This is a genomic window from Citrobacter sp. L55, assembly GCF_002850715.1.
GTDB lineage: Bacteria > Pseudomonadota > Gammaproteobacteria > Enterobacterales > Enterobacteriaceae > Citrobacter > Citrobacter braakii.
Genome location: NZ_KZ559401.1, coordinates 376,873 through 401,976, shown reverse-complemented (window position 1 = coordinate 401,976; position 25,104 = coordinate 376,873). Strand labels below are relative to the sequence as shown.

Below are 25,104 nucleotides of genomic sequence, written 5' to 3'. Positions count from 1 at the left end.
CACCTCTGTAGCGCCTGCAAAACCGTAACCCCGGCAGTCTGCAGAGGCTGAATACCACGAATCATCTTCCGCTAACGCATAACTGACCCGCATTCACACTGCCACGCTGCCCATACCGGGACGGCTTACGTCTGCGTGTTGTCTGGCGATAAGGAGCACCACGATGTACGCCAAATCTTTCATGGCCCTTGACGGTAATGGTCGTCCCACCGGGGCCAGAACGGCACAACGGTATCCGTATGACCGCTACACCTGCCACCTGTGCGGCAGTGCGCTGCGATACCATCCTGAATACAACTCTGAGCGACCGTTCTTTGAACACCGGTCCGACATGCTGACAGATAACGGGCGACAGCATTGTCCGTATGTCAACCTGGAAGCGAAAGGGACCCGCCATATCCGGCAACTGCAATCTTATGTACCGGAAGCCCGTCCCCTGGTTTTCTACGCCGACTGGCACTGCAGTGGTTGCGACAGTAATTATCACGGTGAGCGCTATTGCCTGACCTGCCGAACCGGTGAGTTCAGCAGGACGCTCTCTGATGCTGAAATCCGGACTGCAGAGGTAACGGCATGCGCGTACTGAAATGTTACCTGGCAAATGACCGTGAAGGTCACTTTGTGACAGCCGGTGAGGCCATGAGCGCACCGGGGAAAATATGGAGCTGTGCTTCCTGTGGCTGTCGTCTGGTGCTGCATGCCGGCACTTTCAGCGACCCGGCATGGTTTGAACACGATACGCAAACCGTGGCCCGGGATGTGCTGATGAACTGTGCTCATCTTGACCCGGAAGTGAAAGCTGAGGCCCGGCACAGGAAGCTGCGCAATATGCTCAACGGACTGGATGCAACGGTAATGACGCTGTCCTGGTACTGTGTGTGGTGCGGTGACCATTATCAGGGCGTGAAGCACTGTTACCGGTGCCAGACCGGTATCTACAGCATCGAAGAAGTGAACTGGCAGAGAAACTACTGCTGCAGTACCGGATAGTTCCCCGTCTTTATGAACCCGATACCGCCATAGAGGCGGTTCCCTCCCTGATTTAACCTAAAGAGAGTCTGCATTGTGAATCATTCTTACATACGGGCGTCTGATACTGTCAGCGCGGATGCCGTCAGCACACGTGCATTTCTGCAACAGGCCGTTGACCATTACCCGCGACTGGCGGCGTTCAGCTTTACCGCGTTGTTACCGCGCAGTGGAACCATGACCGATAATCGGGCATTGATTCTGCGTTTCCATACCGAAGTCTGGCTGCGAATTGGTGAATATTCGCGCCAGCGTCAGCAGGCGCGCCAGAGTTCACCGCCAACGGTCCTGCGATGGATGTGGGAGTCTGTCAGTGCACCAGAGTGCAAAATGGTGCTGCTGATGAATCTTGATACGCTGGGAGCCTTGCGCGATGTGGTCGTACAGCAAGACATGAGCAGGATACTCAGAGAGGCATGGTGTGCGGTGATACACACTGATAATAACGTTACCAGCATGTCATCTTTCATCATCAGTCGTTCAGATAAGAACTCTTTTACCGTGCCGTTTGGTCGGTTGAAGGCCGGAATGGATAACATGGTACCTCCCGTGATTACGGCCAGAACGGGTGTTATTTGCCCGTGAGCGTACTGGTTACCGTGATGATGTTCCGTCTGACCCCACACGATCACTTTTTGGTCTTTTCCGGTACCCTCAGCACCGATATAATTCCCTGATGAAAAGAACTCACGATACTCTACCTCCGGAACAAACCGTCGCTGAACTTGCACATTTTGCCTGGTGCGCCCTTGTCGCATTACGTACCGCGCAGCAGGATGACAAGGCATTGTCGCCATTCAGTACGCATACATTTTTGCTACGCTGGTTAACGGTGGCGTATAAGCAAAAACGGTTTCCACGAACCATTGCATCCGATATTGAGGGGTTACTGGTACTGGGGCGCAACAACGGCCTGGCTGCCAGTTTGCTTAATCGCCTTGAATATCTGTGGCGTTCCTGCACAGGTTCTGTTTCCGCTCAATCGGATCTGTATCGACTGACTTACGCAATTGAACAGCTTAAATCGCAGGGCTGGGTCAATGCAGCGGTGAGTGACGGTGACTGGGACAATGAAGCGCTTCTGGTCCAGGAATACAGCGATACAGATGCACTGCTGGTAAGGAAGTCGGCACTGAACGGTGGATTTTCGGATGAGGGCAAACTGGTTGCACCGGTGGAATTTCTGGTGACGGGCAACCTGTCAGCATGTACAGAGGTTTTTCAGGACCATCTCCTCCCGTCTGTCATGATGGCATCGAACCGGATCGCATTACAACCTGAGCAATAGGACAAATATTCTCAACGCATCAGGTAATCTGAAATTCCCTGAATGGCAGGTATCCAGATCGTGCCCACCTCCTGGTATTGAGGGAGGTGTAAAGGGCTGTCGTGAAATTTCCTTTCTTCTGACGAAAACAAATAAGCCCCGTTTAAATGAATAATAAGAAATGATAAAACCTGAAAACGTCATCAATTTTTCACATGCTCAGTCACATCCTGCTTCTCATTTTTGATAAAAGTACAAAATCAGATATTTCACGTTATTGGTGGTATTTTGTACAACTTTACCCTCTAAGCTAAATTGATTATTTGCTGCACATCCTTATCCCATAAGGCCTGAAGGGACTATGCAAGAAAATTCTTACAAATCAGAAAGATGATCTGTAATTGTTAAAATCTGAAAATGTAAAATATTGTTACATTTTTTTGTTTTCGCTCTGGCAGGGAACGTTCCTATACTCCAGCTATTGGGTCTTATCCGAAATTTTTTCATTTCAGACAAATGCTCAAAGTACAGTGTCGTCGGCATGCTGGTGGACGGAATGCGCCCGCTTTTTAGTTCCGGGATTTTTATTTACGTCGGATGACTCGAACCGGAAAGTTGTTCTGGCAGGGTAATTTTTTCTTATTTATTTCTCACTGGCATTGACCGTTTCTATTACTCCATAGAACAGGGACAGCCATGTCTAACTCTTCCTTTCAGTCCGAAATCCCTAAAGCGCGTATTAATTTAAAACTTGATTTGCATACCGGTGGTGCGAGCAAGAAAACGGAGCTCCCCCTGAAATTGCTGGTGGCGGGCGACTTCAGTAATGGTCAGGAGTTTGCCCCCCTGTCTGAGCGCAAAAAAGTTGATTTGAATAAAAATAATTTCGACTCAGTGTTGTCCGAATATTCCCCAAAAGTCAGTCTGACCGTTAAAAACACGCTGGCTGATGACGGTAGCGAAGACAACATCAGCCTGACCTTCCGGAGCATGAAGGATTTCACTCCTGAAGAGGTCTCCCGCCAAATACCGCAACTGAAGGCAATGCTGTCCATGCGCAACCTGCTTCGCGATTTAAAAGCGAACCTGCTGGACAATCAGGCTTTCCGAAAGGAGCTGGAAAAAATTCTGCTCGACCCGGCGTTAAGTGCAGAACTCAGAGCTGAACTTTCAGCCCTGGCACCGAAACAGCCATAACGGTCACTGATGATTTAACGGATTAATAAGGAAGATGCTGATGTCTGTAAAAAATGAGAACGCCGCGGGTGGTGAGAGTGTGGTACTGGAACGTCCTGCTGCGGGCGGGGTTTATGCGTCCCTGTTTGAAAAAATCAACCTGAGCCCGGTGTCCGAGCTGAGTGCGCTGGATATCTGGCAGGATGCGCAGGCGATGTCGGATGCAACGGCGGATGAACGTTTAACGGCAGGGATGCAGGTGTTCCTGGAGTGCCTGACAAAATCGGGCTCAAAAGTCGAGAAACTCGACAAAAACCTGATTGACCATCATATCGCGGAGCTGGACTGGCAGATTAGCCGTCAGCTGGATGCGGTCATGCACAGCGAAGAATTCCAGGCGGTAGAGAGCCTGTGGCGTGGCGTTAAATCGCTGGTCGACAAAACCGATTTCCGCCAGAACGTGAAGGTTGAGTTGCTGGATATGTCAAAAGAAGACCTGCGTCAGGACTTCGAAGACAGCCCGGAAATCATCCAGAGCGGACTGTATAAACATACATATATTGATGAGTACGACACCCCGGGTGGAGAGCCGATCGCTGCGCTGATTTCCGCTTACGAATTTGATGCGTCTGCGCAGGACGTTGCCCTGCTGCGTAATATATCAAAAGTCTCCGCCGCTGCCCACATGCCGTTTATCGGTTCTGCTGGCCCGAAATTCTTCCTGAAAGACAGCATGGAGGATGTGGCCGCCATTAAAGACATCGGAAACTACTTTGACCGCGCTGAGTACATCAAGTGGAAATCCTTCCGTGATACAGACGATGCCCGCTATATCGGTCTGGTAATGCCGCGTGTACTGGGCCGCCTGCCGTATGGCCCGGATACCGTACCTGTACGTAGCTTTAATTATGTCGAAGAAGTGAAAGGCCCGGATCACGACAAATACCTGTGGACCAATGCCTCGTTTGCCTTTGCGTCCAATATGGTGCGCAGCTTTATTAACAACGGCTGGTGTGTACAAATTCGTGGCCCGCAGGCCGGCGGAGCCGTGCAGGACCTGCCAATTCATCTGTACGATCTGGGTACCGGCAATCAGGTGAAGATCCCGTCAGAAGTGATGATCCCGGAAACCCGTGAGTTTGAGTTTGCGAACTTGGGCTTTATTCCATTAAGTTACTATAAAAACAGAGATTATTCCTGCTTCTTCAGCGCTAACTCCACGCAGAAGCCGGCCCTGTACGACACTGCAGATGCCACGGCCAACAGCCGTATCAACGCGCGTCTGCCGTATATCTTCCTGCTGTCCCGTATCGCTCACTACCTGAAGCTGATTCAGCGCGAAAACATCGGTACCACCAAAGACCGTCGTCTGCTCGAGCTGGAGCTGAACACCTGGGTGCGTGGCCTGGTCACCGAAATGACCGACCCGGGCGACGAGCTGCAGGCGTCTCACCCGCTGCGTGACGCCAAAGTGACCGTGGAGGATATCGAAGATAACCCGGGCTTCTTCCGCGTGAAACTCTATGCGGTGCCGCACTTCCAGGTGGAAGGGATGGACGTCAACCTGTCGCTGGTTTCCCAGATGCCGAAAGCCAAATCCTGAGGCGAGGGGAAATCAGGGATGAAAATTCATCGTCCGTTATGGAATGAAGGGGCACTTCTGGCCCCTCAGCAGTTCCAGCAGCAGTCTGAATGGGATGCATTTTCCCGGGCTGGTATTGCCGCCCGTGGAAATGCTTTCCCCTGGGGTGTTGGTCGGGTTGAGCTTGATGACGCGATGCTGGCCTCCGGCCGCGTGCAGGCGCAGTCACTTCGTCTCTGGTTACCGGATGACACACTGGTTGATACCCGATTCAGTGACCTGCCTCCGGAGCCACGTGAGATCGAGGCACCGGCTTCTGCCGGCAATGCCCCGGTGACAGTGTATGTGGCGTTACCGGTGATGCAGGCCGGGATCGTGAATGTGCAGACAGACACGCTACCTGCAGAGCGCCCGCTGCGCTATCGGGAAGCCTGGGAGACAATCGCCGACCGCTTCGGTCAGGAAGAAGAGTCGATGGCGGTGGCCCGGTTTAATCTGGCATTCCGTTTCGGACATGAAGACAACGGTGCTTGGGATACCTGCGCCATTGCCCGTCTGTTACAGGACGGGCAGGGGGGCTGGCGTCAGGATCCTGACTTTATCCCGCCGATGGCGCTCTTCTCGGCAAGTCGTAATCTGTGTGAACGTCTTGCGCTGCTGAATCGCCAGTTGCGCTCCCGTCGTCAGCGTCTGATGTCCATGCGTCGTGAAAGCAACGACAGAATGGCCGATTTTGCGGTCGCTGACGTTTCGTTGTTCTGGTTGCTGAATGCCCTGAACTCGCATGCACGGGTGCTTTCTGAGTATGAGCGCTTCCCTGACAGACATCCTGAGCAGGTCTGGGCCGAACTGGCGCGTCTTGCCGGCAGTATGCTGACCTTCTCGCTTGAGCACGATCTGGATGCCATTCCGGGATATGACCACCGCGCGCCGGAAAAAACTTTCCCGCCGCTGTTTGACCTCATCAGTGAGCTGCTGGAGGCCAGCCTGCCGTCACGAGTGGTCGCGGTCAGGATGGATCGTCTGGATCCGGAAACCTGGAAAGCGGTACTGCATGATATTCGTCTGCGCGATGAAGCAGATTTTTACCTTTCCGTACGAGCCAGTCAGCCAGCATGGCAGATTGCTGAACGGTTCGCAGAGATGTGTATTGCCGGTGCCCCGGCGAATGTCGGTGAAGTATCCGGCGTGGCCGTCGAGGGAATTGGCCTCATTGCCCTGAGCCGTGTCCCTGCTGCACTGCCTGTGCGTCTGGAGAACCAGTACTTTGTACTGGACATGGAGAGTGATGCGGCCCGCGAAATGCTGGATCAGGGGGTGTGCGTATTCTACGTTCCATCCCTGCTCGGCGAGCTGGAGCTTGAACTGTTTGCGGTGCTGCGCTCATGAATAAGGTTATCGACATTGATGCCCTGATGGCGGAAACCTGGCTAACCGTGGCGCAATTGCGTCACGGTGGGCAGGTGACAGATGGCCCTGCGCTGTATGCGGCCTGCAAAGCGCAGGTGGAAAGCGTGCGCGAGGCGCTGGAGCGCGCCGGGCTGGGTGCTGAAAGTATTGATCACATCACTTATGCCCAGTGCGCCCTGCTGGACGAAACCGTGATGAATCGTAAACCCGTGGCTCAGAAAGTGGAAAATGCGCAAGCGGCAGTATCCGGCGACAGTGCCCCCGATGCGCTGAATATGACCCTTGATGCCGGGCAACGCGCCTGGCGTTCTGCGCCACTGCAGGCGGTTTACTTCGGCTCCCTGAGAGCGGGCGGAGCCTTGTATGATCGTATCGCGGAAGTGCTGCGTCAGCCCGCGCCGGAGCCTGCGGTGCTGACCTGCTACCAGCGGGTGCTGGCGCTGGGGTTTCAGGGGCAATACAGCCTCTCCGGGGTGGGACAGTCTCAGCGCGATGAAGTGATCGCTGCCCTGAATGAGCGAGTGCCACCGCTGGAAAGCGGGACATCACTGGTGGTTCAGAAGACCGGTCGCCGTCGTTACAACCTGCTGCGGTCCGTCTGGTTCTGGATTGTGCTGGCGGTGATCCTGACCGGTGCGGTTTGGCTGGGCGGTCATTTGTGGTTGCAGGATCTGCTGCGCCAGCAACTGCCGGAGCAGCCCTGATGCGTGGAAAAACCCTGGCCCGGGCGGCCCTGCCGGTAGTGCTCTGCCTTGCCGCCGTGCTGTGGCTGGTATGGGGATTCCTGACCTGGCCGGTTGCCGGGAAAGCCTTCCTGACTCTGGTAGCCTTGCTGGTTGCGGGCATGCTTGCTCGTCGCCGTTACCGTCAACAGCGACCGGTACAGCTGGCTGATGAGGCCGGAATTTTCCCGCCCGACAGTCATACCGGACCGGTGGTGCTGGTCTGCGGGGATGTGGACGATAACATGTTCGCAGCAGGGCAGACACGCGGCACGGCGCAGGGGTGGTACCTCCGGATAACGGAACTGACCGGACTCACGCCTTTTGCAGAGCGTCTGCTGGCCCGTACGCCGACGATGGCAGGCCAGCTCGCCGTAATGTACCGCTGTTTGCCGGACCAGCATGAAGATGAGGCGCCGTTGCGCGCCTCTTTGAAAGCATTCCGCCTGCAGATGAAGCAGTTGCGGGAGCTGACCGGCTTTAGCGTGCCGGTGGTCCTGAGTGCCGAATTCAGCGGTCCGGAAACGCCCTGGATAGTGGTAAGGGGAAATACGACCCTGGTATGTCCTGAAGACGAACCTGCCATCACCCTCAGCGAATGGCAGCAGTCCCCACAGACGGCTCTTATTCAGCCATACCTGACCCAGGCGACATCGCTGCTTCACGCCGTGATGCTGGATGAACTGAGCAAAGCGGACAGGCTGTGTCCGGCCTTACGACCATTTGCTGTCACCCTGCGTCTCGGGTCGGTATCCACCTCGACAGCCGCGCTGTGGCCACAGTTATTGTTCCGCCAGACCCGCATTGCCCCTGCCGGCCATGTCACTGCCTGTGAACCGCGCTGGCATTTTGCCGATGCGGTACTTCCTCTGCTGGCTCCTTATACCACCCCGTTGCAGGGTGGCAAAACCGCGCGTCGGGTGGTGATGATTCTGCTGTTATGCGCCCTGGGTGCCATTGTCCTGTCCGTACGGCATAACCAGTCGCTTATCCGCACGGTCAGCGCCGACCTTCAGCGCTGGCAGGCTATCCCGATGAACCACTATTCCCCGAAAGCGCAGGCCCTGCATGCCCTGCAGCAGGATGCATTGTTGCTGGAGCGCTGGCAGCGTCAGGGAGAGCCATCTCGCTTCGGGCTCGGGCTGTATCCGGGCAACCGTCTGTGGCTGGCCGTGCAGCAGGCCATTGATACGTATGTGCCTCCGCCGCCACCGCCAAAACCGAAGCTTAAGCCGGTACCTAAAATTGTCCGTCTCGACAGTATGTCGCTGTTTGACTCCGGCAAAGCGGTGCTGAAAACCGGCTCGACCAAAATGCTGGTCAATTCTCTGGTCGGCATTAAGGCCAAACCGGGCTGGCTGATTGTGGTCGCGGGCCATACAGACAATACAGGTAATGCACAGCTGAACCAGACGCTGTCACAGAAACGTGCCGAGGCGGTGCGTGACTGGATGCGTGACACCGGTGACGTGCCGGAAAGCTGTTTTGCGGTGCAGGGCTATGGCGCAAGCCGTCCGATCGCAACCAATGACACCCCGGAGGGCCGTGCGCTCAACCGCCGTGTCGAAATCAGTCTGGTACCGCAGGCGAATGCCTGTCAGATACCGGGCCACACCCAGGCGTCATCGCAGGATGATGGCGCATCACTACACAATGGAGAGTAATTCCATGGCAATTCCTGTTATCTTTGGCTGAAAGACGACGGCGGCGCGGACATCAAAGGGTCTGTTGACGTTCAGGATCGTGACGGCAGCATCGAAGTGGTTGCACAGCAGCATGACCTGTACATCCCGACCGACAACAACACTGGCAAGCTGACCGGTACCCGTATCCACACCCCGTTCAGGTTCACCAAGGAAATCGACTCCTCAAGCCCGTACCTGTACAAGGCGGTGACCACCGGTCAGACCCTGAAATCCGCTGAATTCAAGTGGTACAAAATCAACGATGCGGGTCAGGAAGTGGAGTACTTCAACACGAAGCTTGAGAACGTGAAGGTGGTGAAGGTGAATCCGGTGATGCACGACATCAAGGATCCTTCTTTCGAGAAGCACAACCATCTGGAGCAGATTGAGCTGCGCTACGAAAAAATCACCTGGACCTACAAAGACGGCAACATCATTCATTCCGATTCCTGGAACGAACGCGCCACCGCGTAAGTCACGAGCGGGCAGAGTTTCTCTGTCCGCTTTTTTGCTTTTGCTGAGCGTCTGCCTGTGCGGGCGTTGAGCAAAAAACATCACATCCCGGAAACAGACCTTATGGGCCTCGGTAACGGCCAGGGGCGGTAGCGTGCCTGAACGGTCCTCAACAGTGAGCAAGCAAACATGGAAAACCCGGCAATCCTCCTTCGACGTCTCAACCCTTACTGCGCCCGCGCGATGGAAGGGGCAGCCTCCCTGTGTCAGACCCGCGCCCATGCAGAAATTTTGCCTGAGCACTGGCTGCTGAAACTGCTTGAGCAGGGTGAAGGTGACCTGACGGTGCTGGCCCGCCGCTACGAGTGGGACATGGACGCCATCTGGCAGGATTTGCTGGGCTGGCTCGATAAACAGCCGCGTTCGGTACGACACCGTCCGCAGCTGTCTGATACCATTCAGACTCTGCTGCAGGAAGCCTGGCTGATTGCTTCTCTTAACGGCGAGGAACAAATTCGCAGCATCCATCTGCTGATGGCGCTGGTTGAGAAACAGAAACTGGTTCGCTGTGACGGGCTGTGGCCGCTGCTGACGCTGGGCCAGAGCCAGCTGGATCGTCTGCGTCCGCTGCTCGACGCACAGTCGGACGAACGTCCGGCCGTGCAGCAGGAAGCAGAGCTGGCGCAGAGCCACGGTGGTGAGGTGGAGTTTGTTGGCCGTCCGGTGAGGGCAGAACTGAAAGAGGGGGAACTGACCCCCGCGCTGCAAAATGCGCTGGATAAATTTACGCTCGACGTCACCGCCAAAGCGAAAGAGGGCAGGATTGACCCGGTCTTTGGTCGTGATACTGAAATCCGCCAGATGGTGGACATTCTCTCGCGCCGTCGCAAGAACAACCCGATTCTGGTGGGTGAACCAGGCGTCGGCAAAACGGCGCTTGTGGAAGGTCTGGCTTTACGTATCGCTGAAGGCAACGTTCCGGAAAGCCTGAAACCGGTTATTCTGCGCACTCTCGACCTCGGCCTGTTGCAGGCAGGTGCAGGCGTGAAAGGTGAGTTCGAACAGCGCCTGAAAAACGTCATCGATGCTGTACAGCAGTCGCCGGTGCCGATTTTGCTGTTTATCGATGAAGCCCACACTATTATCGGTGCCGGTAACCAGGCGGGGGGCGCGGATGCAGCGAACCTGCTGAAACCGGCACTGGCGCGTGGCGAACTTCGCACCATCGCTGCCACCACATGGTCTGAATACAAACAATATTTTGAGCGTGACGCCGCTCTTGAGCGCCGCTTCCAGATGGTGAAGGTGGACGAGCCGGATGACGACACCGCCTGTCTGATGCTGCGCGGTCTCAAATCCCGCTATGCCGAACACCATAACGTGCACATCACTGACGATGCGGTCCGTGCGGCCGTCACCCTGTCCCGTCGCTACCTGACCGGCCGGCAGTTGCCGGACAAGGCGGTTGATTTGCTGGATACCGCCGCCGCGCGAGTGCGCATGAGTCTTGATACCGTGCCGGAAGCTATTGTACGCCTGAAATCCCGTCTGATAGCGCTTGGGATGGAAACACAGGACTTGCTGGAGGACATTGCCGCAGGAGCATCGTCACACGGTGACCGGCTGGCAGTCATTGACACGCTGCGTACGGAGCTTGAATCGGAGCTGAAAACGCAGGAAGCCCGTCTTGAGGTAGAGCGCCAGCTGGTCGGGGAGCTGATAGCCTGCCGTCAGGACATCAGTCGTCAGGCAGATATTCACACCCTGCAGCAACAGCTGAATTTTCTGCAGCAGGACGGTGCACTAATCCGGCCGGATGTGGATATCCGTATGGTTGCCAACGTGATTGCCGACTGGACCGGCGTTCCGCTCTCCTCCCTGATGAAAGATGAACAGACCGAACTGCTGACACTCGAAAACGAAATCGGCAAGCGCGTGGTCGGGCAGGACGTGGCGCTGACCGCCATCGCCCGGCGCCTGCGTGCGGCAAAAACCGGGCTGACGTCCGAGAATGGTCCGCAGGGCGTGTTCCTGCTGGTTGGTCCGAGTGGCGTCGGTAAGACCGAAACTGCACTGGCGCTGGCGGACGTGCTGTACGGCGGTGAGAAATCCCTCATCACCATCAACCTGTCCGAATACCAGGAGCCGCACACGGTGTCGCAGCTGAAAGGCTCGCCTCCGGGTTACGTGGGTTACGGTCAGGGCGGCATTCTCACCGAAGCGGTACGTAAGCGCCCGTACAGCGTGGTGCTGCTTGATGAGGTGGAAAAAGCACACCGTGACGTCATGAACCTGTTCTATCAGGTATTCGACCGCGGCTTTATGCGTGACGGCGAAGGGCGCGAAATCGACTTCCGCAATACCGTCATCCTCATGACCTCCAACCTCGGCAGTGACCACCTGATGCAACTGCTGGACGAACAACCTGAATCCACCGAAGCAGACCTGCACGAACTGCTGCGCCCGATTTTACGCGACCACTTCCAGCCGGCACTGCTCGCTCGTTTCCAGACGGTGATTTACCGTCCTCTGGCGGAGGCCGCCATGCGCACCATCGTGGAAATGAAGCTGTCACAGGTCAGCAAGCGCCTGAACCGTCACTACGGCCTGACCACGCATATTGATGGCAGCCTGTATGACGCGCTGACCGCCGCCTGCCTGTTGCCGGACACCGGTGCGCGCAATGTCGACAACCTGCTCAACCAGCAAATCCTGCCGGTGCTGAGCCAGCAACTGCTGGCCCACATGGCCGCGAAACAGAAACCGGACTCCCTTACGCTCTGCTGGAATGACGAAGAGGGGATAGTGCTTGAATTTGATGCCACGGACACTACAGGAGAGGCTTGATGATGGAGAACCCGAGCAGTCTAGCACAGAAGAAAACAGACGAAGTGCTGGGGCTGTCCCGTTATCGTGTGGATATCCATGACTGTTCACACTTTCTGGACGTGCTGCGTTTTCGCGCCAGTGAAACGCTGAGCCAGCCGTGGCACTACGATGTCACCTTCACCTGTGCGGCGAGCATTGCCAGCAATGAGATGATGCTGAAACCGGCATCCTTCACCTTTCAGACGCCATTGTTTGATGGCACGCCGGCTGCGCCGGTGCGCACGGTATACGGCGTGGTGGATACATTCCGTCGGATCTCTGGCTCAGGGGATGAAATCACCTACGCCCTGCGACTCGTGCCGCGTATTGCCCTGATGCAGCATACCGAGCGCTGTGCGGTGTATCTGAATCAGTCGGTGCCGGAAGTGGTGGAGCAAATCCTGCGTTCCCATGGGCTGGAAGGAGCGGATTTTGAATTTCGTCTGTCTCAGACCTATCCGGCCCGGGAGCTCATCACCCAGTGGCGTGAGACAGACCTGGCTTTTGTTCAGCGCCTGCTGGCTGAGGTGGGTATCTTCTGGCGCTTTGAGATGGACGGCCGCATTGAACAGGATGTGGTGATTTTCCAGGACAGCCAGATGCAGTATCAGTTTGGCGTGAAGCTGCCCATTATTCCGCCGTCACGCACCAGCGACAACGGACAGGAGAGCGTCTGGGATATTCGGCCGAAAGACCGTGTGGTCACCGGTAGTGTGGTTACCCGCGACTATAACTACCGCGATGCGCTGGCCCCACAGGACAGTTCGGTGACGGTTCGCCAGGAGAGTGGGGCGACCACCGGTGAGGTGTATCACTATGCCGAGCCGTTCCTGAGTGAAGGGGATACGGAAACGCCGGAGAGCGGTGCCTGGTATGCCCGCCTGCGTCATGAACGTTACCTCAATGCCCAGCAGACCGTCACGGGACGTGCGAGCAGCCCGGTTCTGGCCCCGGGTGAAGTCCTGGAGCCGCAGGGCAGTGGTCTGCCTGATTCGCTCAAAGACGGCATCGTCATTACCGGGGTCCACACCTCTGGTGCGCGTGACAAAGGCTTTCAGCTGCGCTTTACGGGCATTCCGTACAGTGAAACGGTCTGCTACCGCCCGGCGCTGCTGAACCGCCCGGTGATGGCGGGCTCCCTGCCAGCCCGGGTGGAAAGCGATGAGAAGCATGACACCTATGCGTATCTCGACAATCAGGGGCGCTACCGCGTCCGGCTCGATTTTGACCGCAACAGCACCGAACAGGGCTATGCCTACCTCTGGCTGCGTATGGCAAAACCGTACGCCGGGGATACCTACGGCTTCCACTCCCCGCTGCTTGATGGCACTGAAGTCTCGGTGATGTTCGACGGGGGTGACCCTGACCGCCCGTACATTGCCCACGCTCAGCACGATTCAGAACACCCGGACCACGTCACCCGTGATAATCATACGCGCAATATCTGGCGTACGGCGGGGGATAACAAATTCCGCCTGGAAGACAAGCGTCAGGAAGAACATTTCAAGCTCGCAACACCCTTTGGCAAGACGCAGCTTAACGGCGGCCACGTCGTGGACAGTGAGCGTGAACTCCGCGGTACCGGGTTTGAGCTGCGAACAGATGAGTACGGCGCGCTGCGTGCCGGACGGGGGATGTTCCTGACCGCCGATGCGCAGCCAGCGGCGCAGGGCAAAGTGCTGGATATGGCACCGGCCATTGAGCGCCTTAACCAGTCGGCGGCAGAAATGAACCGTCTGAATCTTCTCGCGCAGCAGGCTAAGGCACTCACCTGTGACCTGGAAAGCCAAAACAGCCTGCTGGAAAACCGCCTGAAAGACCTCCAGTCCGCTGCATTGTTGGGTAGCGCACCGCAGGGAGTGGCGTTCACCTCGGGTGAGCATCTTCAGATGGCCAGCAAGCAGAACACTATCCTGAGTGCGGGTCAGCACCTGGATATGGGAGCAATGAAGAACATCACGCTGGCTGCCAGTGAGTCTGTCGGGCTGTTTGCTCATCAGTCCGGGGCAAAGCTCATTGCCAATCAGGGGGATGTTGAGGTCCGCGCAGAGGCGAGTTCGATGGAGATGACATCAGAGCTGCTGTTTACCATCAGCAGTAACAAAGATGAGCTGCTCATTAGTGCGCCTAAACTGCGACTCAATGGCGGCGGCTCCAGTATCACGCTGGACAACGGCGGCATAGTGGAAGAAACCCTGGGGGATTACCTGGTGAAATCCCCGCATTACCGCTCGCCGATGGCTGGTGGCAGCATGGACACCACGCCGCCTAAGTTCAGCCAGACAAATGCCAGCGTGACGCCTCCCAAAACACGTAATATCCCTTCACGTTAAGGATGACCGGAATGAAAATCTGTTTTCCTGCCCGAAAAGCCAATGGCGAGCACTACGCCACCGCGGATGACATGATGCAGCCGCTCTGTCAGGAGCCACACGGCTCCTGGCTGGCCGGAACAAACAACATGTGGCACGGCGGGATCCACATCACCAGTAAGAGTGCCCCGGGTTCCTTGCTGACAGACGAGACGGCAGACACGGCGGTGCCGCTTCAGTTTATGGCGGGCGGCGAAGTGGTGGCCTGGCGTATTAATCAGGACTATCTGACCGGTAAATACATCAATAACCCGCTGCAGTATTCCAGTACGTTTGTGCTGGTTAAATCGACCTGTACCCCCGATCCCGAAAAAAAGGACAACAGCCTCGATTTTTACTCGCTGTATATCGGGCTTGCTCCGCTGTCTGCCTTTCCGGAGCACAAGCTGTATCAGGTTACTGATAAGGGGGACGGGCTGAGTCAGCGTGAATATACCGGCAAAGAAAAAGACGGAGATAAGGCTCCGGTTGCGAAGAATAAGCTGAAAACGGGCGACAGCGTCATTGTGCTGCGTGAGATCACCTTCGATCTGAAGGGGCAGACGCAGACGTTCGGGCTTGCCCGGATGCTCAACAGCAAATCCGAAATGACCGGCGGGGCGTTCTGGGTGTCGCTCGACCCGCAATATATGACACCTGCCGGTAAACGGAGGGCGCACCTGCCGGCCTGGATGCAGCAGGCTGTAGCGCAGGGCACATTTGATACCGTCGTTAAACCGGCAACCAAAATGGAAGTTGCAGCTGGCGATGCCGTGGGTTACCTCGCGGAAGACATTGCCCCCTGCGACTTACACGGTGTGGAGAAAAGTGCGTTCGCACACATTGAAGTAATCAGCACCGACAGCCGGATGGTCGATTTTCTGAGCAATAAGGCCCAGGTGAAAACTGGCCCGAAATACGCTCATATTCACCCGGAGAGTTCGGTCTATGCCCGTTCCGGGGATACCTTCACCAAAACTGAAGGAAAGGTGAAGAAAGATATTCACAAAATCATGCCGCAGGACAAATGCCATCCGTTCACAGATAAAGACGGTAAGCGCTGGTTTGATATCGGGGATGGGGCCTGGCTCAATGAAGCCGATGTGGATGCAGATATCAACCAGTATGACCTGACGAAGCTGGGCTTCAGCACATTTGAGGAACCGTCCACATCCGATATGACGAAATCCCTGCGTGAGGGGTGGATCAAGGACGGGTTCACCAGAATTGCGGAGTGGGTACGCCCTGAACGTGGTATCCGGGAAAAACAGGTCTCTGACTACTATAAATCCCTGCTGCGGAAAATGGACAGTGATAACAGCGGTGACCTTTCCGGCGAAGAACTGCGTCTCGCGGTGAATTACGCGGAGCTGGATGTCAGGGATATCGCGGCGCGGATGGTGGTCAGACACGACAGTGAATGGTTTGGCGGCAGCAGCCATCATCGATGGAGAACGTTTTTAAAACAGCTTGACCCCCTCTGTGTTAGCTATGTCAAAAAGTGGTTTGACGACATGGAATGGATGAGCAAGGTGGAGGGATTCAGCAGCGGTGCGCCAGTCTGGCATATGCACCCAGTGGTATTTTTGTCAGCATTGAAAGAGACTGCATGTGACTGTGAATTAAAATATGCTGATAAATTCAAAGTAACAAGATATGGTACTCAGTATGGTCCTATCTATAGCGGGACAATTTCTTTGGATAAATACCCTCGCTGGGAAGAGTTGTTGAAATCAGGTGAGATCACCGAGGATGAGAAAGATATTCTTATCGCAATGTCTCAAAATGAAGGGAATATGGATGCGATCCAGTCGTACGATAGCGAAGTTATAACCGCAGGGGCTATGCAGAAGACTGTAAAAGATGGCGCTGGACTAGAAGGAAAAGGGGAGTTATCCGCTCAGATAGCGTCATTCAGAGATTCTCATTCAGATTTATATGTTGCCCATGCTGTCAATTGTGGTTGGACTGTTGAGGGGAGTGGTACATCTTCTATCGTGTATTATAGCGATGCGGAATTGACCGGTGGCAAGAAAATAACTGCAACGGAGCTTAAGCATCTAATTAGAAATGGATGTAGTGAAACCACATTTAGAAAAGTTATTCACAACAAGCCGCTGGCTGCATTAGTTAAGCTTATATCTCTCCCAGAATACTTGGATTTACAAGTTCTTGATTTTGTTAAACGGCTTCATCATGCAGAAAATGGTTCTGTGGGTAATGGGGCTAAAATCAAAGATTATGCAAAAAGTAATTTTGGACGAGCATTGGTTTTAGATGAGTCTGTTAATAGACCCGCTAATGTTACAGCGGATTTCAAAGAAGCAATCAAAAATTTCCATTCCCATAACCCTTCAATCAACTCCGATCCAAAAACGTGGGGGGCTCAGCATGAAAGCAATGAACGACTATTATTGGATGAATATAGGCTAACACGACGAATGACTGACTCTACTAAAAGATATAATCAATTGAAGGCAAAACTATGAAGAGCAATTTTTTATTTGTATCTATGATGTTTGTCGCTGTTTGTAATTCTGCGCATGCTGATATAGAAGTAAGGTCTCAAAATGGAAATTCAGCTGTTTTTAGCCAGCCTAAACATGGCGATAATATTGAGTCAGATGCTTGGAGTAAGTTGATATTTAGTCAAAATGGAAAAAAAATCGATCTTAGTCGTACAGATCGATACTATACAGAAGATGGATCTAGTAAGGTTTCACCTAGCGGCAACTATCTTGTTGTTAATAGTGTCGCCGGTGATTATCTTGATTCTGGTGACGGTGCGAAACAGTATGTAAGTAAAGCATATTGTAGTGTTATTGATATGCGTAATGGCTGCATCGTAAGTGATTGGGATGGTGAGGCTTGTGGTTATCAATGGGCTAAGGGTAAAGATATCCTTTCTAGTTCTGATGATAATGATGCAGACACTTTTGATTTTCTTTCGATGAAACCTGCTGTAAGAAAAATTGAGGGTTCATATTCAACACTAAAAACAGTGGATGCTAATAATTTGATGCGCTGTGATAAAGTGAGTAGTGAAAATGTTAACGATTACCAAACTTTATCAAAGGAAAACAAGGATGTAAGGCAGTTGGTGCTGAATGGTGTTTTAGATTACATCAACAAGTTAGAGACATCCACATCAATTAATGTCAGTAAGTCATACCTATATTCATCCCCTGATGAAAGTTCAATAACAAAAGCATACTTGGTTGCTGGGGATAAGGTTAAGGTTATTCAATTTTCACAGAATAAAAAATGGGTAGAAGTAGGTTACGTTAGCCCTAAAGGGAAACCGTTGGTTAGATGGGTTAAGTTTGAAGATATAAAGCAATCTTGATGGCCATAATGATAAAAAATATCCTGGTGACATACTTTTTATTTTCTTCTTATGTTTTAGCATCTGATATAAAACCTGTTCCATTTGTTGGGGTTAAAAGTGACAGTGCTGAGTATTCTGCCATTTGCAACTCTGTTAAAAAATACTGTGGTGAACATGATCAGGCAAAGATATGGAAGGGAAAAAATAACCCAAATGAGATTTTCTTAAGTACATCATCACGAGTCCTTGTGAGAATTAAAAACGACGCAGGTGCAGGGTATTTAGTTTCTCAGGTATGGGACTTCAGTAACTATGCTATGAAAGATAGTCTTGATGATGATGGGGAGGATTTATCAGAGAGTGGTATTAATATTTTTCCAGCCTTGTACCCATTAAGCAAAACTCAAAATGCAGTTGCTCTGGTTCAGAAATGGTCTACTTCTTATTCAGGAGGTGGTAAGGAGATGGATCTAGCTGATTTTATGATGTTAAATGAAGATGGGACATACAAGACGGTGTTTTCTAAAATACCATTTTATAGTAAGGAGCAGATACGGGCATGTTTTTCTGATTCTGATTACGCAAAAAAATCACATTGCTCTGATGAGAGTTGGAGTGTTCTGAATATATCAATTATAGATAGTGGTGATGAATTCTATTCATGGGAGTTTATCACCAAATCGTATGATTGGCCTTCGTTTGTAGATAAGTCGAAAATAAAAAAGAGCATAGATAAAAAAGCATTATACCCTTTCAAAAACATTGAAAAATGAACAAGGAACGCAAAAATATATGCAAGGAATTATTCGTCTCGGTGACAAAACTACCCATGGCGGGGAAGTGCTGTCTTGTTCAACAACCATGTTCTTTGGCGATATCGGCGTGGCCCGTAAAGGTGATCGTGTTTCCTGTCCTGAGCATGGCGATACCACTATCGTCGAAGGTAACCCAAATTATCGCGATCGCGGAGTTCCTGTGGCATTCCATGGCCACAAGTGTGGTTGCGGCTGCACGCTTATCAGCTCACTGCCCAATGCTCTGGTGGGATAAACGTGCCGGTTGAACTTGAGCGTATTCCCGCGCAGGAAAAACTGCCGCCCCGTCCGCGTTTTAAACGCTGGCTGTTCTTAGGACTTGTGATGCTACTGGTAGGGGCTGCAACCACATTCCTGTTATGGAAGGGCGAACGCTCCGGTGCAGCTTTCTGGGGACTGGCAACAGGACTGCCTGTCGTGTTGTGGAGCTTGCTGGTTGTCGGGCGTTATTTTGGTTACGCACTCCTCCATGGACGTTGTGAAAGAAAAAACGCCACAACCGCCGCCCGGTACCGGGCAGACGTTGCGCGCGGACAGCGCTTTGCCTGGCTTATCGGTGAATCCCTGATTAACGGGCTGGGGTCTGCCAGCCCGATGACACACGAGGCCGTGTTAGCCAAAAAGCCCCTGATGATGCCCTGTGAGCCCGTTAATGGTGGCAATCCGGTTCGTCACCGGGCGCTGTCGGTCGCCGGGGAAATGGCTGACCGTGAAGCGCATTATTGCCAGGAAGTCATCGCCCACGTCCAGAATCTGGTGTCGTTGCTCCCGTCAACGCTGACCTGCTATCTGGCGGTGGATACCGGTGAACAGTTTTCGACACTGCCATCGCTCCTGCAAAAAAGCGTTATTCACCCGCTGGTGCGTATCCGCGACCTGACGGGGCTGGAAATCCTGGACTACTGGCTGGACTGCCATTATGACCATGCTGCTGCGTTACTGCTGGTCAGCGCTCAGCTTTACGAACACCCGCCAGAGGACAGTGGCGAGGCCATTTCCATGTTACTGCTTACCAACTGCCGCCTGAAGGACATTCCGGATGTGTCGGTCAGGGTTCACCGGCCGCAGATCTGTCGCGATGGCAATCTCGATCGGGCATTTGAGCGCGTCATGATGTGGTCAGGACTGGAAAAAACTGCACTGAAGCAGGCCTGGACCAGCGGCGGCCAGATGGCCTCCGGCGATATCTTCAGCAAGGCCCGGGAGGCACATGCCCCGGGGCTTAAAGCCGATAAAATTACCCATATTGATACGGTTGTCGGATTTGCGGGCGTTGCCGCTCCCTGGCAGGCGTTACAGCTGGCAGCCCGCCAGTGCCTGAACGACAGCAAAGCACAACTTACTGTCACGGAACTGGCTGAAGACAACCGACAACTCTGTATTGTCACACCAGAATAACTCTCAAGGGATTGCTCTCCTCCGTTATGAAAATCGCATCCACTTTTCTGCTTGCGCTGCTTCTGGGCGCACTGTCTGTCTGCCTCATTGGCGGCGCACTCTTGTTATGGCCGGAGTGGGTTAAGGACACCTTCAATATAGGGCCATTCAGTACGACCGGCATAGTGATAATCAGCCTGCTGCTGATGCTGGCAGCATTGATTATCGGCTGGGTGCTTGAAACCGTATTCGCTAAGAACGGTGAGAAACAGGGAAAGCTGGATGTGGTCGGCTCCGGACAGCAGGCTGCTGCATCCCAGCCTGAAGCAAAGCATACCGACGCGGACACCTCCCGGTTTGTGGCTGAGGCGCTGGTCGATCATCTGCGCCTGCGCTACCGCCATCGCTGGAAAGCCAAAGTTCGCCTGTTGCTGGTACAGGGGACCGACAGTGATATCGAAAAGGTGGTGCCGGGTCTTAAGGGCGATCGCTGGCAGGAAAGTGACGGGATTGTGCTTATTTACGGCGGTCTGGCGGAGAGCGTGCCGGATGATGAGTTCCTGTCCGTGCTGAAAGCAGTGCGACCACAGCGTCCGCTGGATGGCGTGGTGCAGGTGATGAACGCGGCTGCACTGCCCGATACGGCGAAGCAGGACACGCTGGTGCGTGTACGTCAGAAAACCGATACTCAGCTGGGCTGGCAACTGCCGGTCTGGCTGTGGCTTGTCCGGGAAGGCTACTGGGACCAGGACGGAGTGGGTGTACCTCCAGCCGGCGCGCTGTTTGGTCCAGGTGCGACAACGGAAGAGGTCCGTTCGACATTGACCTCACTCTCGTCAGACCTGCAAACCCCAGGCGTGTCGGCGCTGCTGGAGAACTCTCAGCACCACTGGCTGTTGAGCCTGTCGAAAGCCCTGCGCGGCTCGTTGCGACGCTCCCTGATTCCGCTGCTGACCACGCTGATGTCAGGGCCAGCCCCATACCGTCTGCGTGGTGTGATGTTCAGTCCGGCATTGCCAGGGACCGAAACGGTGCCGCATGCGCGCCTTTCACCACCGGTCTGGCAGGCGCTCGAAAACGACAGCCTGCAGGTGCATGCCCGTAAAATCGGTTTCCACTGGCAAAAGGTGCTGCGCCTGGTGCTGCTCGGTCTGGTACTGCTCTGGGGGGCGGGCACGCTACTGTCCCTGTCCGTCAACCGCACCCAAATCTGGCTGGCCCAGGATACGGCCCGGGTTGCCGCTGACACTAAACAGCCTCTGCCGGAGCGCCTGCGTAACCAGTTAGCACTGCAGCAGACCATTGCCCGCCTGCAGAACCGCGAAGTGCACGGTGCGCCGTGGTACACCCGCTTTGGCCTGAACCAGGACAGCGACACGCTGAAGATGCTCTGGCCATTATACGCCCGTAACAACCAGCAGCTGATGCGTGATGCGCTGACAGACGAACTTCACCGCCAGCTTAACGCTTTTGTGCAGTTGCCACCGGCAAGCACCGCACGAACGTCAGCCACCCAGCAGACCTACGGCCTGCTTAAAGGCTACCTGATGCTGGCCCGTCCAGACAAAGCGGATGCGGAGTGGCTGGCGGGCAATATGCTGAAGGCCTGGCCGCACCGCAGCGGCGTGCCGGACAGCGTGTGGCAGACCCAGGCGCCGAAGCTGCTCGGCTTCTGGGCGCAGAACCTGCCGGCACACCCGGAGTGGAAAATTCCCCCTGACCGCGAACTGGTGGGGACGGTGCGCCAGATTTTGCTCAAACAAATTGGGCAGCGTAACGCCGAATCTGGTTTGTACCAGGAGATGCTCGGGCGCATTGCCCGAAACTGGCCGGATTTAACCCTGGCGGATATGACCGGCGACACGGACGCGTCAACCCTGTTTTCTTCTGAAGAAGTGGTGCCGGGGATGTTTACCCGTCAGGCGTGGGAAGAGCAGGTTGAAGATGCGATTGATGAAGTGGTGAAGACCCGCCGCGATGAAATCGACTGGGTGCTGACTGACAAAACCCATCAGCCGGGCAGTGATGTGTCACCGGAAGCGCTGAAACAGCGTCTGACGGAACGATATTTCACCGATTTTGGTAACGCCTGGCTTAACATGGCCAACAGCATTCAGTGGCATGAAGCCGCCTCGCTCTCCGAAGCGATTGCCCAGCTGAACCTGCTGGCGGATGTGCGCCAGTCACCTCTGGTGGCGCTGATGAATACGCTTGCCTGGCAGGGACAGACCGGGACAAAAGGAGAGGCTCTGGCTGACACCCTGGTGGACTCGGCGAAAAAACTGGTGGGGCGTCAGAAGAGTGCAAAACAGTTTATTGAACAGGCGCAGGGGCCGAAAGGGCCGCTGGATGGCGTCTTTGGTCCGCTTACGGGGCTGATGGCCGGCAAGGACGGTACCGGCTCAAACGGTAACCTCAGCTTCCAGTCCTGGCTTGCCCGTGTAACCCAGGTGCGTCTCAAGCTGCAGCAGGTGACCAGCGCCCCTGATCCGCAGGCGATGGCGCAGATGCTGGCCCAGACTGTTTTCCAGGGAAAAGCCATCGATTTGACCGACACCCGTGACTACGGCTCTCTGGTAGCGGCAAGTCTCGGGCAGGAGTGGAACGGATTCGGGCAGTCATTGTTTGTGCAGCCGCTCGATCTGGCCTGGCGTCAGGTGCTGGCTCCGGCGGCAGGCAGCCTCAATGCCCGCTGGCAGAGCACCATTGTTTCGCAGTGGAACACCGCCTTTGCCGGACGCTATCCGTTTAAGGCCACCGGCAGCGATGCTTCACTGCCACTGCTGGCCCAGTTCCTGCGCAGCGACTCCGGGCGTATCGCGGCATTTATCAAAAACAATCTCGGCGGCATGCTGCATCAGGAAGGCAGTCACTGGGTGGTGAATCCGGCTGCCAGCCAGGGAATGAGCATCAGCCCGGCGTTTCTCGCCGCCATCAATAAGCTTGCCGATATCTCGGATATTGTCTTTGCCCAGGGCGATGCCGGGGTTCATTTCGAACTGATGGCCCGACCGTCACGCGATGTGGCCCGCACCCAGCTGACGCTCGATGGTCAGAAACTGGATTACTTCAACCAGATGGAAAGCTGGCAGAGCTTCACCTGGCCGGGCAATACGTATTACCCCGGTGTGGATCTGAGCTGGCGCTCAGTCAATACAGAAATGCGCCTGTATGCCAGTAATCAGGGAAACTGGGGCTTCATCCGTTTGCTGGATAAGGCGCTTATCACCCCGCTCGACAGCAGCCGTACCCAACTGGTGTGGATCACGCCGGACGGTAATCCTCTGAAATTTATCATGCGCAGTGAGCTTAGCAACGGGCCACTGGCGCTGCTCGAACTGCAGGGCTTCAGTCTGCCACAGACTATTTTTTCCGTGGGTGCGACTGATGGCTCACTCACCCTTTCCGGAGACGAATAAATGGCGACAGCAGAAACGCTCCTGACCCTGTGTCTTCCGGACGCGGGCCAGCGTACCACATTGCTCACTAAGAGCCGGGAAAGCCTCTCTCTGTGGTCGCCGTGGCTGACACCACTCCCGACGGGTAATGGGGTCGGGGATGACCCGACCTATGAGGATGATTTCCAGCTGATGCGCGAGGAAATCAACAAACTCTCCGGTACCGATACCGATACGCTTTGCCGCCTGGCGGAAAGTATTCTGACCCACCAGGCCCGTGATATCCGTGTGGTCACCTGGTATGTCTTTGCCCGTCTGCAGCGTGATGGCGATACCGGGCTGACGGATGGCATCATGCTGCTGGCAGCCATGCTGGAGCAGGCGGGGCAGTACTGCCACCCACAGCGCAGCACCGCAAGACTGGCCGCACTCGACTGGCTGAACAGTGAGAAAGTGCTCGATACATTCTCGCGCTGGGCGGACGTGACGCGTGAGGAGACAGCCAGAACAGCAGCCGCGCTGTGCTTGCTGGAAACGGCCCTGGAACAGCTGCCGGATGCGGAACGCCCTGACTTTGCCGGTTTGCTGCGCAGGCTGGAAACCCGCCTGGCCGGTAGCGGCGGGCTGGATACACCGGTGGCTTCATCAGGACCGGACGGCTCAGGTGAAAGTACCCACAGCACACCGACGTCAGGCACTGCTGTACCGGAAACCGTGGCTGTCAAATCGGAAGTGGAACTGGTCCGTCAGCTGCGGGTGCTGTCCGGCTGGGTGGTTGAGCAGCCGCAGGGCTGGCTTGCCGCTCACAGGATGATGAAGGCCGCCCGCTGGGACCTGGTGACGCAACTTCCGGCTCTTGATGCAGCCGGGCGGACACGCCTGCTGCCGCCAAAGGCTGACTACCGCGCCCAGCTTAAACGTCTGTACCTGCAGCAGAGCTGGACTGAACTGGTTGAGCAGGTGGATGTGATGTTCTCTGAGGGCGGTAACCGCTTCTGGCTCGATTTGCAGTGGTATCTGTGGCAGGGGCTGAGCCGGGCTGGTGCGCCCTGGGAGCACTGGGCAGAGTACATCCTCAGCGACCTGAGGTTGTTACTGAAACGCCTGCCAGGCCTGGAGACGCTTGCCTGGAACGATGGCACGCCTCTGGCCGATGAGGTGACACTGAACTGGATAGCCGAAAAGGTCAACGATGACATGCCCGGGTTTGCCGATGCGCCTGCGGTGGCAAACGGAGGCCAGACAGATGACATATCTGCGCTGGAAGTGGAAGCGATGGAAAAAGGTGACCGCGATGGCCCGGAGGCAGCGCTGACCTGGCTTCAGAATCGTCCGGACATGGCCTCACCCCGGAGCCGCTGGTTAATTCGTTTACTCATGGCGCGGGTGGCAGAGCAGTACGGCCGCAACGAGCTTGCCCTGCACCTGCTCGGTGAGCTCACAGCCAGTGCACCGCAACTGACCCTCAGTGACTGGGAGCCTGGACTGTTGTTTGACGTGCTTGCCCGCCGTCTTCGGCTGTTGCGTCTGAAAGCTGGTCGCAGCGAGAGCGACAAAGCCCGGCTCACCCCGGAAATGGATGAACTGCTGGCTGGCTTGATTTCCATTGACCCCGCCCGGGCGATGGTGCTGTGCGGTTAGAA

At 55.0% G+C, this 25,104-nt stretch carries 18 protein-coding genes and 1 pseudogene; all 19 read left to right on the top strand.

All coding sequences use genetic code 11. From position 1 onward, the window contains the following. Positions 1-163: 163 nt before the first annotated feature. The 19 genes and pseudogenes from B9P82_RS09300 (at position 164) to tssA (ending at position 25,102) form a co-directional block, all read left to right on the top strand. Positions 164-586, top strand: a complete 423-nt coding sequence (locus B9P82_RS09300) for a putative zinc ribbon protein (protein WP_101700250.1) — start codon at positions 164-166, stop codon at positions 584-586. Further along, on the top strand, positions 574-990 hold the full coding sequence (locus B9P82_RS09295; protein ID WP_101700249.1) for a putative zinc ribbon protein: 417 nt from the start codon (positions 574-576) through the stop codon (positions 988-990). The genes B9P82_RS09300 and B9P82_RS09295 overlap by 13 nt, the downstream gene beginning before the upstream one ends. A 75-nt stretch (positions 991-1,065) precedes the next feature. Next, positions 1,066-1,614 carry a YagK/YfjJ domain-containing protein gene (locus tag B9P82_RS09290; protein ID WP_101700248.1) on the top strand — a complete coding sequence of 183 codons (549 nt, stop codon included), beginning with the start codon at positions 1,066-1,068 and terminating at the stop codon, positions 1,612-1,614. 91 nt (positions 1,615-1,705) lie between these two features. After that, positions 1,706-2,317, top strand: coding sequence for a DUF2913 family protein (locus B9P82_RS09285; protein ID WP_101700247.1), 612 nt, complete (start codon positions 1,706-1,708; stop codon positions 2,315-2,317). 675 nt (positions 2,318-2,992) lie between these two features. Further along, a complete protein-coding gene (gene tssB, locus B9P82_RS09280; protein WP_101700246.1) occupies positions 2,993-3,493 on the top strand; it encodes a type VI secretion system contractile sheath small subunit in 501 nt (166 codons plus the stop codon). Between the two features lie 34 nt (positions 3,494-3,527). Continuing rightward, positions 3,528-5,075 (top strand): type VI secretion system contractile sheath large subunit, encoded by a 1,548-nt coding sequence (gene tssC / locus B9P82_RS09275; RefSeq protein WP_101700245.1) that lies wholly within the window; start codon positions 3,528-3,530, stop codon positions 5,073-5,075. A gap of 18 nt (positions 5,076-5,093) precedes the next feature. Beyond that, positions 5,094-6,443, top strand: a complete 1,350-nt coding sequence (gene tssK, locus B9P82_RS09270) for a type VI secretion system baseplate subunit TssK (protein ID WP_101700244.1) — start codon at positions 5,094-5,096, stop codon at positions 6,441-6,443. Beyond that, positions 6,440-7,168 carry a type VI secretion system protein TssL, short form gene (gene tssL / locus B9P82_RS09265; protein ID WP_101700243.1) on the top strand — a complete coding sequence of 243 codons (729 nt, stop codon included), beginning with the start codon at positions 6,440-6,442 and terminating at the stop codon, positions 7,166-7,168. The genes tssK and tssL overlap by 4 nt, the downstream gene beginning before the upstream one ends. Next, entirely contained in the window at positions 7,168-8,850 is a 1,683-nt protein-coding gene (locus B9P82_RS09260; RefSeq protein ID WP_101700242.1) for an OmpA family protein, read from the top strand. The genes tssL and B9P82_RS09260 overlap by 1 nt, the downstream gene beginning before the upstream one ends. A 4-nt stretch (positions 8,851-8,854) precedes the next feature. Further along, positions 8,855-9,345 (top strand): annotated as a pseudogene (locus B9P82_RS09255) (Hcp family type VI secretion system effector). Positions 9,346-9,513: 168 nt separating this feature from the next. Continuing rightward, positions 9,514-12,171: a type VI secretion system ATPase TssH gene (gene tssH, locus B9P82_RS09250; protein ID WP_101700240.1), complete on the top strand. Its 2,658-nt coding sequence runs from the start codon at positions 9,514-9,516 to the stop codon at positions 12,169-12,171. Further along, positions 12,171-14,525, top strand: coding sequence for a type VI secretion system Vgr family protein (locus B9P82_RS09245; RefSeq protein ID WP_101700239.1), 2,355 nt, complete (start codon positions 12,171-12,173; stop codon positions 14,523-14,525). Before tssH ends, B9P82_RS09245 begins: the two co-directional genes overlap by 1 nt. A gap of 11 nt (positions 14,526-14,536) precedes the next feature. Continuing rightward, the gene (locus tag B9P82_RS28875) at positions 14,537-17,032 is read left to right on the top strand and encodes a penta-EF hand family protein (protein ID WP_246842106.1); all 2,496 of its coding nucleotides are present in this window, start codon (positions 14,537-14,539) and stop codon (positions 17,030-17,032) included. Next, entirely contained in the window at positions 17,029-17,889 is an 861-nt protein-coding gene (locus B9P82_RS09235) for a hypothetical protein (protein WP_101700238.1), read from the top strand. The genes B9P82_RS28875 and B9P82_RS09235 overlap by 4 nt, the downstream gene beginning before the upstream one ends. Before the next feature lie 8 nt (positions 17,890-17,897). Next, positions 17,898-18,644 carry a hypothetical protein gene (locus B9P82_RS09230; protein ID WP_101700296.1) on the top strand — a complete coding sequence of 249 codons (747 nt, stop codon included), beginning with the start codon at positions 17,898-17,900 and terminating at the stop codon, positions 18,642-18,644. Positions 18,645-18,663: 19 nt separating this feature from the next. After that, positions 18,664-18,921, top strand: coding sequence for a PAAR domain-containing protein (locus B9P82_RS09225; protein WP_101700237.1), 258 nt, complete (start codon positions 18,664-18,666; stop codon positions 18,919-18,921). 2 nt (positions 18,922-18,923) lie between these two features. Further along, the gene (locus B9P82_RS09220; protein WP_101700236.1) at positions 18,924-20,084 is read left to right on the top strand and encodes a hypothetical protein; all 1,161 of its coding nucleotides are present in this window, start codon (positions 18,924-18,926) and stop codon (positions 20,082-20,084) included. A gap of 26 nt (positions 20,085-20,110) precedes the next feature. Next, a complete protein-coding gene (locus tag B9P82_RS09215; RefSeq protein ID WP_101700235.1) occupies positions 20,111-23,482 on the top strand; it encodes an ImcF-related family protein in 3,372 nt (1,123 codons plus the stop codon). Continuing rightward, positions 23,483-25,102 carry a type VI secretion system protein TssA gene (gene tssA, locus B9P82_RS09210; RefSeq protein WP_101700234.1) on the top strand — a complete coding sequence of 540 codons (1,620 nt, stop codon included), beginning with the start codon at positions 23,483-23,485 and terminating at the stop codon, positions 25,100-25,102. Positions 25,103-25,104: the final 2 nt, after the last annotated feature.

Bases quoted from the DNA above. Each gene is read 5' to 3' on its own strand.
- B9P82_RS09300 (WP_101700250.1), top strand. From the start codon at position 164: ATGTACGCCAAATCTTTCATGGCCCTTGACGGTAATGGTCGTCCCACC.
- B9P82_RS09295 (WP_101700249.1), top strand. From the start codon at position 574: ATGCGCGTACTGAAATGTTACCTGGCAAATGACCGTGAAGGTCACTTT.
- B9P82_RS09285 (WP_101700247.1), top strand. From the start codon at position 1,706: ATGAAAAGAACTCACGATACTCTACCTCCGGAACAAACCGTCGCTGAA.
- tssB (WP_101700246.1), top strand. From the start codon at position 2,993: ATGTCTAACTCTTCCTTTCAGTCCGAAATCCCTAAAGCGCGTATTAAT.
- tssC (WP_101700245.1), top strand. From the start codon at position 3,528: ATGCTGATGTCTGTAAAAAATGAGAACGCCGCGGGTGGTGAGAGTGTG.
- tssK (WP_101700244.1), top strand. From the start codon at position 5,094: ATGAAAATTCATCGTCCGTTATGGAATGAAGGGGCACTTCTGGCCCCT.
- tssL (WP_101700243.1), top strand. From the start codon at position 6,440: ATGAATAAGGTTATCGACATTGATGCCCTGATGGCGGAAACCTGGCTA.
- B9P82_RS09260 (WP_101700242.1), top strand. From the start codon at position 7,168: ATGCGTGGAAAAACCCTGGCCCGGGCGGCCCTGCCGGTAGTGCTCTGC.
- tssH (WP_101700240.1), top strand. From the start codon at position 9,514: ATGGAAAACCCGGCAATCCTCCTTCGACGTCTCAACCCTTACTGCGCC.
- B9P82_RS09245 (WP_101700239.1), top strand. From the start codon at position 12,171: ATGATGGAGAACCCGAGCAGTCTAGCACAGAAGAAAACAGACGAAGTG.
- B9P82_RS28875 (WP_246842106.1), top strand. From the start codon at position 14,537: ATGAAAATCTGTTTTCCTGCCCGAAAAGCCAATGGCGAGCACTACGCC.
- B9P82_RS09235 (WP_101700238.1), top strand. From the start codon at position 17,029: ATGAAGAGCAATTTTTTATTTGTATCTATGATGTTTGTCGCTGTTTGT.
- B9P82_RS09230 (WP_101700296.1), top strand. From the start codon at position 17,898: ATGATAAAAAATATCCTGGTGACATACTTTTTATTTTCTTCTTATGTT.
- B9P82_RS09225 (WP_101700237.1), top strand. From the start codon at position 18,664: ATGCAAGGAATTATTCGTCTCGGTGACAAAACTACCCATGGCGGGGAA.
- B9P82_RS09215 (WP_101700235.1), top strand. From the start codon at position 20,111: ATGAAAATCGCATCCACTTTTCTGCTTGCGCTGCTTCTGGGCGCACTG.
- tssA (WP_101700234.1), top strand. From the start codon at position 23,483: ATGGCGACAGCAGAAACGCTCCTGACCCTGTGTCTTCCGGACGCGGGC.